The sequence below is a fragment of the Hoylesella loescheii DSM 19665 = JCM 12249 = ATCC 15930 genome, assembly GCF_000378085.1.
GTDB classification, from domain to species: domain Bacteria; phylum Bacteroidota; class Bacteroidia; order Bacteroidales; family Bacteroidaceae; genus Prevotella; species Prevotella loescheii.
On record NZ_KB899212.1, the window covers coordinates 142812 to 158279 of the forward strand.

The following is a 15468-nucleotide window of genomic DNA, read 5'->3' on the forward strand; positions in this document are numbered from 1 at the left end:
TGGCATCTCATTAAATATCTATCTCTCCTCCGTCTATGTCTTCGTTGTGTCCCCAGTCTTCTTCTGTAGAATCTGCAACGTTGGGAAGTACCGACGAGCATAAGAAACTTAAGCTTCCCATGCTTACTACTTTGCACCATGGTGTTTCATAGTGCTTTTGTTCCATTTTTTCCTTTTTCATCTATATTACAATTATTCATCCATTGTTGCTATTTCTCTTAGGTGGTAGTAAAAGAAAATGCGCACTTTATATTGTAACACCCTAATTTATAAACTGAACTTGAAAAGAGCTAATCAGTCTAATGTTATTCGATTTAACACCTTCGAGTCTTTTTTAACGGATGCAAAGGTACGTAAAAGTTTATAAACGAACAAAATAAAATCAAAATAAATTTTATTTGTAATGTCCTCATTATGTTGAAAGTAAGGTTGCTGCCTATAATCTTTTGCAGCCATAAGATCGGCAAATACGATGCGGTTTACACAAAGACATAAGCCATCCGATAAGTACCCAAAATGTGTTTTATGGCATGTAGGCACGCTACAAGCCTTTTGTAGTGTGGCTACAAGCGAGTTGTAGTGCCACTACAGATGAGTTGTAGCCTGACTACCGCTCGTTTGTAGCCACCGTACAAAGGGTCTTGTACTGTTTGGTTAGTGAAATAATGTTATTTCATCACAGTTCAACCACTTGCTAAAAACATTGTGCATAGGACATGGGGAGGTAGCGTTTGGCCGGTTACACAGCAACATGAAAACATAAGATGGCATCAAAATCAAAGCGCAAAAATGAACAACGTTGATAAATATTTCATATATTTGCACCATGGATAAAGGGCGGAAACGTGTCGCCCATTCAAACAACAAACACTAGCAAACCAATGAACTATCGCCACTTACCAACCTTCCATCTACCGCAATTTATTGCCTTGCGCAACATTGGCATGACCCTACGTCTGCCCTTCGCGCTCGCCTTGATGATGTTATTGCTAAATGCATGCACCAACAAGTTGTCAACAGGTTTGCCAAATGTTCATCCCCCCATCCAGCAGACTGCCTCTCTGACCAGTATGGATAAGGTGAACACTCGTCTTTCGCAGGTGATTGCCACACTGATACGCATGGAACGTATTGTTAAAGGCGAAAGGCGTATGGGGCAGGATGCGCTTGTTTCGGGGCTGTTGGTGAGTCAAAACAATGCCAAACACCAAAACGAGCTTCTTACTCTTCAAACCCCACACGAACAGAAAGAAAAACGCGCCCTCACCATTGCAGGCATAGCGGTGGTTCTTTTGTTGTTGGTGGTGGTTGCGGCGCTGGTTTATGTGCGTAGGTTAAGGAAACGAAACCAAGTATTATTAAAGCGGATGGGGCTGCTACGCGACAACTTTTATACCAACGTTACCCACGAATTGCGCACGCCGCTAACGTTAATTTTGGGACTTAGCAAGGACTTGCACCAAGACAAAGCTTTGCCAGAGGATGCCCGAAGCAAGGCGCAAGTCATCGAAAAACAAGGTGATAGTCTGCTAACACTCATCAACCAACTGCTTGATTTTGCAAGGGTGAGATCGGCTGTAGACAGTCCCGAATGGACGAATGCCGACCTTTCTGCGCATCTGGGCATGATCGTGGAAAGCTATCGTGACTTTGCATCAAAACGAAATATCGACTTGCAGTTTGTTGCCAATGAACGTATGCAGACCGATTTCGTGCCCGAGTATATTAATAAGGTGGTAAACAACTTGCTATCTAACGCCTTTAAGTTCACTCCCCGATATGGAAGGGTGAGCGTAAAGGTGGCTCGCGAAGGTACGAATGCCGTTATCAGCGTGATAGATACGGGTGTGGGCATCGCGCCCGACGCCGTTCCGCATCTCTTCGAACCTTTTTATAAGGCGAGTGCCGATGCCTCGCAGCAGGGCACGGGCATTGGTTTGGCGCTGGTACGGCAGATTGTAGACGCGCTAGATGGCTGCATAATGGTTGAGAGCGTGCCCGAAAAAGGCTCGACTTTCGTTGTGCGTTTGCCCATCAGAAACGTTTGCAAGCCCTGCAATATGGTTGCGACGCATGTCAATACGCCCTTTTTGCCGCAAACGAAAGAACGGCTTGACGACGAGGCGAACCACAATAACGACGAACAGCGCATGCTCATTGTGGAAGACAATGCAGACTTGGGCGCCTACATCGGGTCGCTTTTTAGTGCCCATTATGCCGTGTATTATGCCACCAACGGCACCGAGGCCTTGAGTAAGGCTATGGAATTGGTGCCCGACATCATAATAACCGACCGCATGATGCCTGGTATCGACGGTTTGGAAGTGTGCCGAAAGGTACGCCAGAGCGATGTGTTGAACCATATCCCCATTGTGGTGGTGACGGGGAAGATTACCGAACAAGAGCGCCTCGAAGGTATTAAGGCGGGTGCCGATGCCTATATCAACAAGCCATTTAATAGCGAAGAGCTGATAACGATGGTGGAAAAGTTGTTGGATAGACACCAAAATTTGCGTAAGAAGTATGCTGAAAACAGCAACGAAGCAACGGAGGAGAACGACCATCGCACCGAGGCCGAACGCCAATTTCTTACCAAAGTGGCAGACTTTACCTATCTGTTGCTCGACAACCATGCGCTCGACGTTAACGCCTTGGCCGAGAAACTGAACATGAGTGTTAGGCAGTTTCATCGCAAATTGGTGGCGTTAACGGGCAATACGCCTGGTGTTTTTATCCTTAATTTAAAGATGCAAAAGGCCAAGTTGTTGCTCGAAACGAAATACGAACTTACCATCGAGGATATTTCCGAACGCTGTGGCTTCGAGCACGCTTCTAGTTTCTACCACGCTTTCAAAAAGGCGTTCGGCATAACGCCAGCAGAATATAGGAAGAAAAGAGGGTAAATAAGCCTCACCCCCAGCCCCTCTCCAAGGGGAGAGGGGAGTGAAATGCTTTGCAAAAGCATTGCCTATTTCGCTTGTCAACTTAGTGGCTGCATAGCATAATGCCTTGCAAAAGCCTTGTATAACTCGCTTTTCAACTTAGTGGCAGCATCGCATATCATTCCCCTCTCCCCTTGGAGAGGGGCTGGGGGTGAGGCGTTTTACTTTTGGAGAGTGGTTGGAGGTGAGGCATCTTACTTTTGGAGAGAGACTGGGGATGAGGCGTTTTATTTCTTTTCTGCTGCTCTTTTTTCCTCAATTCTCAGTAACTTTGCAGTGGCTTGCAGACTTCCGTCGCAGTGTATGCGGATAAAGTCATGCAGGAAAACTAACGAAACCAAATTTTAAAATCAAGGATGAAAAAGCTTTTCGCTTTGGCCATAGCTATCGTGGCCAGCCTGTCTGTACAGGCGCAGAATGTGCAATTGCATTATGATTTCGGACATCTGAACGACAATCTCTCAACACGACCCAAGCTAACAACCACCGTGGAGACGTTCAAACCCGACAAATGGGGTAACACTTTCTTCTTCGTCGACATGGACTATGCAGACAATGGCGTGGCTGCCGCCTATTGGGAGATTTCCCGCGAGTTGAAATTCTGGCAAGCACCGTTGGCTATTCACGTAGAGTATAACGGTGGATTGGCCAAGGGCGTGGGTTCGTACAACGACGCTTATCTTGCTGGTGTGACTTACAGTTGGAACGATAAAGACTTCAATTCGGGCTTCACCATCACGCCAATGTATAAGTATTTGGCCAAGCAAAACCAAAAACACTCGTGGCAACTCACAGCAACATGGTACTTCAACTTCTGCAACCAGCTGCTATCGTTTAATGGTTTCGCCGACTTTTGGGGTGATCGTCGCTTCGCCGACGGAAAGAACATCGCCATATTTCTTGCTGAGCCCCAGTTCTGGGTTAACCTCAACCGCATCAAAGGCATAAGCGAAGACTTCAAGCTAAGCCTAGGTACGGAATGGGAAATAAGCAACAACTTCGTTAACCAAAACCATCGCTGGTACTGGTTGCCAACGTTGGCAGCGAAATGGACGTTTTAATTATTGAGTAGTTAAGGGGTTAAGCAGTTAAGGAGTTAAGCCGTATGGTTTTGAAGCATAAAGTAAAATTCCCTGTTAACTCTTTAACTCTTAAATTTATCAACTTGTTAATTCGTTAAGTTGTTTACCCGTTAACTTACAACTCATAAACTCAAAGACTCAAAAAACTTACCCCCTCAAATCATGTCTTTCTATTCTCTTTTGGGATTTAATCCCAAGAAGCAATCGCGCCGCACCGAAATGATGGCCGGCGTAACCACGTTTCTCACCATGAGTTACATCCTTGCCGTGAACCCCGACATACTAAGTGCCGCGGGAATGGATAAGGGTGCCGTGTTCACCGCCACTGCTTTGGCTTCGGCCCTTGGCACATTGTTCATCGCTTTCTTGGCTAAGCTACCCTTTGCGCAGGCTCCAGGCATGGGCATTAACGCCTTTTTCGCCTTCACTTTGGTGCGTGGTATGGGCTATTCGTGGGAAGCTGCCTTGGCGGCAGTGTTCGTCGAGGGTATCATCTTTATCATATTGACGGCCCTGAACATACGCGAACAAATTGTAAAGTGTATCCCCAAGAACCTACGCTTTGCCATTTCGGGCGGCTTGGGATTGTTTATCGCCTTCATCGGACTGAAAAACGCGGGACTTGTAGTGGCCAACGATGCCACCTTCGTTTCGCTTGGAGCTTTTACGCCAACAGCTGCATTGGCCTCGTTGGGTATCATCTTGAGTGGCGCATTGCTGGTATTGAAGGTTCGCGGAGCCTTGTTTTATAGCATCTTGATATGTACGGTTATCGGCATACCTATGGGAATAACCCAAATTCCCGATGCTTTCGTGCCCGTTTCGCTACCCCAAAGCATTGCCCCAACGTTCTTAAAGCTCGACTTCGCTGCGCTGCTCAACGTTGATATGATGCTCACCATATTCGTGTTGGTGTTTATCGACATCTTCAACACGCTGGGAACGCTCATCGGAACGGCAGCCAAAACCGACATGATGGACGAAAATGGCAACGTGAAGAACATCCAAAAAGCTATGATGGCCGATGCTATCGCCACTTCTACGGGTGCACTTTTGGGTACGTCTACCGTTACAACGTTCGTCGAAAGTGCTGCGGGCGTGGCCGAAGGCGGACGTACGGGACTCACGGCATTTACTACGGCCATGTTCTTCATTGTGGCTTTGTTCATGGCTCCGCTGTTTCTCATCATCCCTTCTGCCGCTACCACGGGTGCGCTAGTGCTTGTGGGCGTGTTCATGTTAGAGTCTATCAAGAAGATAGACCTACAAGACATCTCCGAGGCACTACCTTGTTTCATCACCGTTTTGATGATGGTGCTGACTTATAGCATTGCCGAGGGCATGGCCTTGGGACTGATTAGCTACACGTTGGTGAAGCTGTTGAGTGGCAATTACAAAGACGTCAACATCACGCTCTTCATCGTTAGCACCCTTCTTGTTTTGCGTTATGTGTTCCAATAAGGCTCGTTTCGCGCTGCTTGGGGCTGTGCTGTGTATGGCCTTTGCCACCTTTGGGCAGACGCTTGTTGTGGGTAGCTATAATATAAGGTATCGAAATGATGGCGATGAGGCGAAAGGGCACCTTTGGGCGAAACGTTGTCAGGTGATAGCCGACCAACTTAACTACCACCATCCCGATGTTTTCGGGGCGCAAGAGGTATTGAAAGGTCAGCTCGACGACATGTTGCGCGCACTGCCCGACTACGATTACGTGGGCGTTGGACGTGATGATGGACGCGAAGCAGGTGAATATGCACCCATATTTTATCGGCGCGACCGACTGAATAAGCTTGGCGATGGATACTTTTGGCTATCGCCTACATATACAATTCCTTCGTTGGGGTGGGACGCGGCTTGCATACGCATCTGCACTTGGGCTAAGTTCAGGGTGCGCGAAAGTGGCAAAGTGTTCCTTTTCTTCAATCTCCATACCGACCACGTGGGCGTTAAGGCGCGTCGCGAGTCGGCAAAGCTGGTGATGAAAGCTATTGAAGGCTTGGGCGGAAAGGACATGCCTGTGGTGCTAACGGGTGACTTTAACGTAGACCAAAACGACGAAACCTATGCCATCTTCACCGCAAACGCGCGCTTAAACGATGCCTACGTCGTGGCTAAGCACCGCTTTGCAGAGAACGGAACGTTTAACAGCTTCAATCCCACGCTAAAAACAACCAGTAGGATAGACCATATTTTTGTGTCTCCCCGTTTCTCTGTGGCTCGTTATGCAGTGCTTCCCAACTTCTATTGGACAGAAGAACCGGCGACGAAAAGTCAAAAAGGACAGGATGCCCCGCAGCAAATCGACCTTAAACAACATCAATTACGAACGGCATCAGATCATTATCCGGTGTTTGCTGAGATAAATCTGAAGTCGAAATAAATTCACTCCCCCTTCGCCTTAGATGAGGTGTTGGGGGAGTATTTTTTTAGTTTCAACACTCCACGCCGCTTATTTAGCTTGTTGCTACTTGGTTGCAGCGTTGCATGCACTGCGCCAACTACCGCATAGGGGTTCGTGATTTAGGTACGAACGCCATTCAACAGCTTAATTTAAGCATGGCCATTAGCTGCCCGTATTGCATGAACTACCGCATAGGAGTTGGTCATTTAGGTACGAACGCTATTCAATAACTTAATTTAAACATGACTATTAGCGGCCTGTATTGCATTAACTACCGCGTAGCGTTTGGTCATTTAGGTATGAACGCCATCCAACAACTTTATTTAAACATGGCCATTAGCTGCCTGTATTACATCAACTACCGCGTAGCGGTTGGTCTGTTGGTAGGGCAGGGTTGGGAGCTAAAGCGACCTACCCTGTCTAAGTGGAGCATTTAACCCAACAAGGCCGTAGGTCTTGGTCTTTTTTCTATTGGTTAGCTAGTATGGGGAAGTTGGTTGTTTGTGGGTATAATCTGACCTGTTGGAAGAGGAAATGGCGTCAATAAATAGGTGGGATAACAGAACAGCGAAGAGAGATTTGCACCCATTCTTCACCTTAAAGGTGTGTTAAATGGAAACAGACCAATACCTACGGCATTGTTTCCTCTCCGCGCAAACTAGGCAGGGTAGGTCGCTTTAGCTCCCAACCCTGCCCTACCAACAGGCCAACCGCTACGCGGTAGTTGGCGATATAGTTATTCATTCGTTATCTAATCTTGTTCAAAAAACAGCGCCTCTTATCCCGAATACACGTATAAGCGTATCTTCTTGCATCCTTATCTTACTTAAAACGTATGGTGTCTTATCCCGAATACATGTATAATGGCTTCTACTTGCATCCTTACTTGGCCTAAAACGCATGGTATCTTATCCCGAACTCACGGATAATGGCTTCTTCTTGCAACCTTGTCTTACTTAAAACGTATGGTATCACATCCCAATTTATAAACAATGTTTGGCTTAAAACCGTGCTATTGAAAAAGGATAAATAAGCCCTTGCACACAGCTTTTTAAGCTCCCGTTGTGTTCCATGTCAACTGGAACCTTGTTCCTTGTCAGCTGGAATGCGGTTCCATATCAACTGGAACATTGTTCCGGTTAACATGGAACCGCATTCCCACATAGTGATAGCGAGGCGAAAGTTCTATTTGTTGGTTATCAGAGCGTTGTGTTCGCATCTTGTTTTCTTGTTTGGCAAAATCCATCTTCTTGCTATCGGGGCAAGTAGGACGTGTGGTTTGCCAAGGTTCCACCATGACTTTAATGGGCAAATAGTTTTCACTCGTTTCGCTCGTTCTATCTGCCTCGTTCGTTCATTCAATTCTTTCCCCGCCCTAAATCCTCATAAATGAGGAATGCCATTGCGTCATAATTTTCTTAATTTTGTACCAGCGAACAATATTAGGATGTCGTATCACGGGCGGAAAACTGCTAACAAGCTGGTGATACTGGCACATTAATCCATACATGTACATGCAAGATAATAACCTCAAAGACTGCTTAAAGCACAACGCAAAACCCCAAATACTTATCGTTGGGGCAGGATTGACAGGCCTTACAGCCGCTCATGTTCTACGAAAGCAGGGCAAAGACGTGTTGGTAATTGAGAAAGAAAACCGCATTGGCGGACAAATCCGCACCTTTGAAGAGCAAGGATTTGTCTACGAAAGCGGTCCTAACACGGGTATGGTGGCCTATCCCGAGGTGGCCGAATTGTTTGCCGACCTCGCCCCATACGGCTGTAAGCTGCTCACGGCATGCGAAGAGGCCAAGCAAAGGTGGATTTGGAAGGGTGGACGTTTTCATGCCTTGCCCGTTGGTTTGAAAGCTAGCGTGCAAACAACCCTTTTCTCTTGGCACGACAAACTGCGGATATTGGCCGAGCCTTTCAGAAAAGTTGGGACAGACGAAGACGAAAGTGTGGCACAGCTTGTTAGGCGACGACTGGGCGATTCGTTCGAGCGCTACGCCGTAGACCCATTTATTTCGGGCGTGTATGCAGGTGATCCCGAACGCCTAGTTACGCGTTATGCCCTGCCCAAGCTTTATAATTTGGAGCACACATACGGCAGTTTTGTGCGCGGGGCGATAGCGAAGATGCGCCAACCGAAGACGCCGCGCGACCTGTTGGCCACCAAAAAAGTGTTCTCGGCCGAAGGTGGCTTGCAGCGTTTGATAGATGCCCTGGGGCGTTCTGTTGGCGAAACGAACATCGTTTTGGGCGCACAAGACTTGCACTTGCAGCCTACCGAACGGGGCTGGGAGGCAGAATACACACGGGCCGACGGCACTGTTTGCCACGTTGTAGCCCAACAAGTGGTTACCACCGTTGGCGCATACGCCCTGCCATCGTTGTTGCCTTTCGCGCCCCAAGATATGATGGATGCCATCACCACCCTGCGTTATGCCCCTGTGGTACAGGTTAGCGTGGGCTTCGGCGATGTGAACGGACAACGCAATAAGGCCTTCGGCGGACTAGTTCCTTCGTGCGAAAATCGGCGCATATTGGGCGTACTGTTCCCCGCATCGTGCTTCGAGGGGCGTGCCCCAGTGCAAGGCGACTTGTTCTCGGTGTTCGTTGGGGGCATCAAACACCCCGAAGTGACGGATATGAGCGATGTCGAGCTAACGCAACTGGTGCTTGCCGAACTGCGCCAGATGTTGCATCTGCCTGCCGATTTGCAGCCCAGTCTGCTTCGAATATTCCGCCATCGACACGCCATCCCGCAATACGAGGTTAGCAGTGGTAAGCGTTTCGAAGCCATTAACGCACTGCAAGGCCAGTATAAAGGGCTTATCGTGGGCGGAAACCTACGTAATGGCATCGGAATGGCCGACAGAATAAAGCAGGGCGCAGCAATTATTCCGCAAGAATTGGCGAACTTTTGAAGACAAAAATAAAGATTATCTTTTTGGACAAATATATGTCTTGCTGGCTAGCAAATGTAAGATTAAAGCCGTAAAAACAAACAAAAGGGAAGCAAACCCTTATCGCACCATGTCACTTGATACACCAAGCGAATTGCAGGCTCCGAAAAAATATTGCCCTTTTATTTGGTGCGTATATAAATATGTTCTATATTTGCAGCATCCATTTGACAAATAGTAAGTTTACTAACCCAACCATAAAAAAGATTATAACCATGGAAGTGGAGAAAATCATGCAAGAACTGGAGCGCAAGCATCCAGGTGAACCTGAGTTCCTTCAGGCCGTAAAAGAAGTGCTTGTTTCAATTAAGGACGTGTATAATCAACATCCTGAGTTTGAAAAAGCTAAGATTATCGAGCGGATGGTAGAGCCTGAGCGCGTTATTACTTTCCGTGTTCCTTGGACCGACGATAAGGGCGAGGTACACGTGAACATTGGTTATCGCGTGCAATTTAACGGCGCTATTGGCCCATACAAGGGCGGATTGCGTTTCCATCCCTCTGTAAACCTCTCTATCTTGAAGTTCTTGGGCTTCGAGCAGACATTCAAAAACGCTCTCACCACGTTGCCTATGGGTGGCGGTAAAGGTGGTAGCGACTTCTCGCCCCGCGGACGCAGCGATGCTGAAATTATGCGTTTCTGCCAAGCTTTCATGACTGAATTGTATCGCCATATTGGTCCCAACGAAGACGTTCCCGCAGGCGACATCGGCGTTGGAGGTCGCGAAATAGGTTACCTCTTTGGTATGTATCGCAAGCTAACGCACCAATTTGAGGGCGTGCTTACGGGTAAAGGTCTTGAATGGGGTGGCTCAATCTTCCGTCCAGAGGCAACAGGTTACGGCGCACTTTACTTCGTTAACCAGATGTTACAAACCAAGGGCATCGACATTAAGGGCAAGACTGTGGCGCTAAGTGGCTTCGGAAACGTGGCTTGGGGTGCTGCAAAGAAGGCCACCGAACTAGGTGCTAAGGTTATAACCATTAGTGGTCCCGACGGCTATATCCTTGATCCGAACGGCATCAGCGGTGAAAAGATCGAGTATATGCTCGAACTTCGCAATAGCGGCAACGACATTTGCGCTCCATACGCAGATAAGTTCCCCGGTTCTACGTTCTTTGCTGGCAAGAAGCCTTGGGAAACAAAGGCAGACATCTACTTGCCTTGCGCTACCCAAAACGAACTCAATGGCGAAGACGCCGACAAGATTTTGGCTGTCAAACCCGTTTGTGTGGCTGAGGTTTCGAACATGGGTTGTACCGCCGAAGCTGCCGAGAAGTTTGTTGCTACCAAAACGTTGTTCGCACCTGGAAAGGCTGTTAACGCTGGTGGCGTAGCTACTTCGGGTCTTGAAATGACGCAGAACTCTCTACGTTTGGGATGGACAGGCAAGGAAGTTGACGAACGCTTGCACCACATCATGTCGTCGATACACGAGCAATGTGTGAAGTATGGCACAGAAGCCAACGGTTATATCGACTACGTGAAGGGCGCTAACATCGCCGGCTTTATGAAGGTTGCTCACGCCATGATGGCTCAGGGCATCGCATAAAGCATATAGATAATACAGAATTAGAGTGTTGCGCACCCGCATTCCTTGGGCAGAAGGAGCGGCAATCCGTGCCAAAGGTGGTGCATCGGGGTGCGACAAACCTCAATAATCATAAAATCAAGCAACGTGACGCAATTAAGAAAAGTATTGTTAGTTGCACTTATCATTGGAGGCTTTATCTCTTTGCACGCACAGCAGAGAGGTAAAGCCTCTTTTTATTCACGCCGAGCAACTGGCGCGCGAACAAGTAGTGGTGAACGATTGCACCATGATGCCTTTACTTGCGCCCATCGAACGCATCCTTTCGGTACGTTATTGAAGGTGAAAAACCTAACTAACGGTAAGGAAGTTGTGGTTCGTGTGAACGACCGTGGACCTTTTGGACGCGGCCGTATCGTGGACTTGTCGTGGGGTGCAGCTAAGGCATTGGGTATGCTTTCCAAGGGTGTCGTACCCGTAGAGGTTACGCCTGTGAAGAATGGCGATGTGTCTTTGGAGGATGAAAACTTAACTTCAACCCGACATCTGAAGTATGACTCGGAGAAACGAGATACAAAGTTCAAAGCGAAAAAGAAGGGAAAGCATAAGAAAAAGAAAGCTTCTACCATTGGAAGAAAACACAAGTCGAAAGGCGCTAAGGTAAAAGGTAGTGCCAAAAGACATCACTCTGCTACGGGCAAAACCGTTAAATCGAAGAAGAAACACGTAAAATCTAAGACCAAGAAGGGAAAGAAAGGTAAGAAAAGAGGTAGGCGATAGCGATGCCAAAGGATATTTGGTCGTCGCTAGGTTGTCAACAATTGGTCTTTTTTCTTGGGCTGATTGGGGTAGTATCTATGCCCGATAGGACTGTTTGCAGGGGTTGATTGCACTGCTTAAAATGCTAGAAACTTTGGCAAAAGTAGGGCATAATGGTCTGTCCTTGTCTTGTACCAAGCGGCCAATAAAAGTCAGATAGCCTAGAAGAGATAGCAATATTGCTGACAAAAAGCCCCAAGAAACCTGTTTGAATCACTTTCCACCCTTCAAGTTAAAACCTTTTATGTTATGGAAAAGCAAAGACAACAAGAGCTGGCCGAACTTAAACCGACGGCCGAAATGATGGACGAAGAACAGTTTTGGACCATCGTACAAACCGCAGTAGACGAGGCTGGCGACGACGAAGACGAGTATTTGGAAGTTGTAAAACGCGAACTGAGCAAACTGTCGTTAAAAGAAATGGTTGGATTTAGGCTTCGCACCGACAAGCTTCTTTACGATAGTTACAACTCTGAGATGTGTTGCGCCGCGTATTTGATGAATGGTGGCTGTTCGGACGATGGCTTCGAGTATTTCCGTTTGTGGGTTATATCGCGCGGACGTAAGGCTTACGAGGCAGCTATGGCCAACCCCGACAACCTCATCGACTATATTGCTGATGGTGCCGAGATAGACTTTTTTGAGTTCGAGCTGTTCTGGTTTGTGGCGTTAGAGGCGTTCGAAGAGTCCGTTGATGCTGAGTTGTACGACTATATTGACTACGACAACTTCAAAACTTGTGAGGGTTATTATCCCAATTTCGAATTTAATTGGGAAGAAGATGAACCTGAATCAATGCAAAAATTATGCCCACGCCTCTTCGAAAGGTTCGGGGAATAACGGTCATTTTGCATTAACCATTTCGCGTTTGGCTATTGTCCAAGCGGTTAAAGCTACGAAATTGGGCTGGTTAGGCTCACCGATTAGGTAATGCGATGGCTTTTAAGTCGATCTAGGCAATCAGGCTAATCGGATTGGTTTGACTTATCCTGTCAGTCCGACATTTACGTTCGAGGAAACCAATAAAACTAATAACCCAATCAATAAGCAGGCTAATCGCTCCCATACGATTAGCCTGCTTTGTTGTTTTTGTTTTATTTTATCTCACGTCAATGGCTATTTTGCCACCGCTTTTTTCACCGCTTCGTAGATTCTATTTCCTCGTAAGTCTTTGGCGATGATGGCTCCTTCGGGCGAAACGAGTAATATTTGGGGGATGCTCACGATGGAATAATCATCCATAACCTTTTTACGCGCATTGCCTTTAAGCAAAAGGTGATTCCAAACAGCACCGTCTTCCTTGATGGCTTTTAGCCATTCGGCCTTTTTAAAGTCGGTAGACACGCCCAAGATAGTGAAGTTTTTGCCTTTGAAAGCATTGAAAGTCTTGAGCAAAATAGGCGTTTCTTTCCTACACCAGGTGCAAGAAGAGCTCCAGAAATCTACCAAAACATACTTCCCTTTGAAGTCGGATAGGCTCAAAGACTTACCTGCCTTATCTTCTCCCACTATTGCAGGAGCCGTTTGTCCCACAATCGTCAGTTCCAGCGCGTTTAGCTTTTGCGTTGCCAATGTGTAATACCAAGTTTGCTTCGCTTCAGCATCCGACCCCTCAACGATCTGCCTCGCATAGGCAAGGTCTGTGCGATTGGTGATGTTTACGTTCTGCAACCTGTGCGTATAATAAAGGTATAGGCCGAATGCAGTACCTTGATGGCGCTCAATCTCATTGCCCAGCCACTGGCGCAACTGTTCGTAAGCACGGTCGTAGATAGATGCCGTACTGCTTTTAATACGTTGCATCTCGCGCTCGTCATTACGATCTCTCGCCGCATAGAACATCTGATCTAGTGAATCGAGCGTGTGTTTGTTGCCCGCGCTGTCTTTCTGATGCTTGAAAAGAGCGTATTGCGCGTTGAGTTTTACGTTGGGATTGTCGACGATTATTGGTCCATTACCATTTCTAGAAACCGTCAATTGGTTATTGCCGTTAGCTAAAAACAGGAAGGCACCTTGTTCGAAGCAGCTCTCCATTTCGTTAGGGTTGAACGCAGGCGACATAAAGAAGAGTCGTGTAGTAAGCGTATCGTTGCGATAAGTAAAGCTGCCGTCCTCCACTTTAAACGAATCTACTGGCTGAACGTAGCCATAGTGTTCGTCTTCAACGATGAATAGATACAGCTTCTTGATGTTCTTGTCGGTCACAAGACCTGTTACGCTCATGCCCGTGGCTGTCGCTTGGAGAACAAGGCCTAGAAGGAGGGTGAGCAAAGATAGTCGTTTCATATTATTACCTTTCATTTTGTGTCATACTATTTGCATTAAATCGCATCACCCTTTGCGGAATGGGTAACACGTATTTTGGGTCGTTGGGTGGCAATGTCCATGTTTCTGTTGCGCCAACGTGTTGCACCGTCGTGGCGAAACGTGGGTCTAGGTTGAGCCTTTTCAAGTCGATGAGCCGTAAGAAACCATTGAAGGCCAGCTCGCGACGACGTTCTTCGAGCACAAAGCTTAGCACGCTGTCTTTGTCGGCTAACGAAACGTGGGCGTTTTCCTTTATACGATGGTCGCGCAGTTTATTTACTAGTGCCATGGCTCGCTGCAAATTGCCCACGCGCGCTTCGCATTCGGCGGCGATGAGAAACAGTTCGGGCGTATTTACAGCCGTATTGGCTCGCACGAAAGGTGCCCATATCGGATGTGGAAGCAGGTTGCCGCGATAAGTTTCAGGCATGAAAAGCACCTTACGCATGTCGCTATCAGGGTACATTTTCAGCAGACTGTCTGATGGAAACGCCTTCGAACTAACCCCAAAGATATAGGGAGCGTACTTAATAAAGATGCTTTCGGGGTTGGCATCGGCATCAGGAACGTTGGTGCGACCAATCATTCCCGCAGGTTTTACCACCGCATACTGGGTGAGATTCAGCAGCGTGTCGTGTCTGGCTATTACCCCATTGGCCACCTTTAAAGCCTCTGTGTAGTTACCCATGTATAGGTAAACCCTAGCCATAAGTCCGCGTGCGGCATCTTTCGTGGCATGAAAAGCGTTGGTGCTGATCTCTTCTGGTAAGCCAGTTTCAGCCTCATAGAGGTCGGCCAATATCTGTTGATATACGCTTTTCACGCTAGCTCGCGTAAGGTTTGTTTGTGATATGTCGGCGTTAAGCAGCAAGGGCACGCCCGCATCTCCTTCGGCCGTGGGCTCGTTATAGTGTTTGGCGTAACCGTTAACGAGGTATAGATAGTCCAACGCACGATTAACGAGCGCTTCGCCACGTATGGCCGACTTCTCTTCGGTGGTGCCTTCGATGGCATCCATCACTTCACGAATCACCACGTTATTGGTGAAGATGCGCGAATAGGCCGAAAACCAGAACGTATCGTCTTCACCGTCGCCGAACACCTGTTTGTCGAAGGTGTAGAGGCGTTTGATGTATGGTGTGATGGTATTTAACCCTGGAGTACTCGAGTTGAGGGCCGTATCTGGCAAAAAGCAGTCGTCGGTGAGGTAGCAGGGATAGGTTTCGGTAATCTTTTGTATGTTGGGATGACTGATCATGCTCCTGTAATCGACGGCCGTTTCGGGTATTCTCTCCCCTTTAGGCTTAATGTCGAGATACGAGTCGCAGGCGCATAGCAGTGCAACTAGTGCCATGGTGGCAAGGATGTGGTATGTTGTTCTCATCTTTGTTTTACGTTTTGGGTGGGTTTTATAAA

The 15468-nt window shown here is 47.5% G+C and carries 10 protein-coding genes; 8 read left to right on the top strand and 2 right to left on the bottom strand.

From position 1 onward, the window contains the following. Window positions 1-881: 881 nt before the first annotated feature. The 8 genes from F453_RS0104255 to F453_RS0104300 all read left to right on the top strand — a co-directional run bounded on the left by F453_RS0104255 (window position 882) and on the right by F453_RS0104300 (window position 12585). A complete protein-coding gene (locus F453_RS0104255; RefSeq protein WP_044108442.1) occupies window positions 882-2903 on the top strand; it encodes an ATP-binding protein in 2022 nt (673 codons plus the stop codon). 395 nt (window positions 2904-3298) lie between these two features. Further along, entirely contained in the window at window positions 3299-4003 is a 705-nt protein-coding gene (locus tag F453_RS0104260; RefSeq protein ID WP_018966896.1) for a nucleoside-specific channel-forming Tsx family protein, read from the top strand. 183 nt (window positions 4004-4186) lie between these two features. Then, window positions 4187-5485 (top strand): NCS2 family permease, encoded by a 1299-nt coding sequence (locus F453_RS0104265; RefSeq protein WP_018966897.1) that lies wholly within the window; start codon window positions 4187-4189, stop codon window positions 5483-5485. After that, on the top strand, window positions 5472-6404 hold the full coding sequence (locus F453_RS0104270; protein WP_018966898.1) for an endonuclease/exonuclease/phosphatase family protein: 933 nt from the start codon (window positions 5472-5474) through the stop codon (window positions 6402-6404). The genes F453_RS0104265 and F453_RS0104270 overlap by 14 nt, the downstream gene beginning before the upstream one ends. A gap of 1529 nt (window positions 6405-7933) precedes the next feature. Then, window positions 7934-9355, top strand: coding sequence for a protoporphyrinogen oxidase (gene hemG, locus F453_RS0104285; RefSeq protein ID WP_018966901.1), 1422 nt, complete (start codon window positions 7934-7936; stop codon window positions 9353-9355). 254 nt (window positions 9356-9609) lie between these two features. Then, a complete protein-coding gene (gene gdhA, locus F453_RS0104290) occupies window positions 9610-10947 on the top strand; it encodes an NADP-specific glutamate dehydrogenase (RefSeq protein WP_025789893.1) in 1338 nt (445 codons plus the stop codon). A gap of 147 nt (window positions 10948-11094) precedes the next feature. Next, entirely contained in the window at window positions 11095-11706 is a 612-nt protein-coding gene (locus F453_RS14080) for a septal ring lytic transglycosylase RlpA family protein (protein WP_018966902.1), read from the top strand. Between the two features lie 288 nt (window positions 11707-11994). After that, on the top strand, window positions 11995-12585 hold the full coding sequence (locus F453_RS0104300) for a DUF4240 domain-containing protein (RefSeq protein ID WP_018966903.1): 591 nt from the start codon (window positions 11995-11997) through the stop codon (window positions 12583-12585). Between the two features lie 276 nt (window positions 12586-12861). Here F453_RS0104300 and F453_RS0104305 read toward each other — a convergent pair whose 3' ends face one another. Together F453_RS0104305 and F453_RS0104310 are read right to left on the bottom strand one after the other, a co-directional pair. Continuing rightward, entirely contained in the window at window positions 12862-14031 is a 1170-nt protein-coding gene (locus tag F453_RS0104305) for a TlpA family protein disulfide reductase (protein ID WP_025789895.1), read from the bottom strand. A 4-nt stretch (window positions 14032-14035) separates the two neighbouring features. Continuing rightward, complete coding sequence (locus F453_RS0104310) at window positions 14036-15436, bottom strand: RagB/SusD family nutrient uptake outer membrane protein (protein WP_018966905.1); 1401 nt, start codon at window positions 15434-15436, stop codon at window positions 14036-14038. Window positions 15437-15468 lie beyond the last annotated feature (32 nt).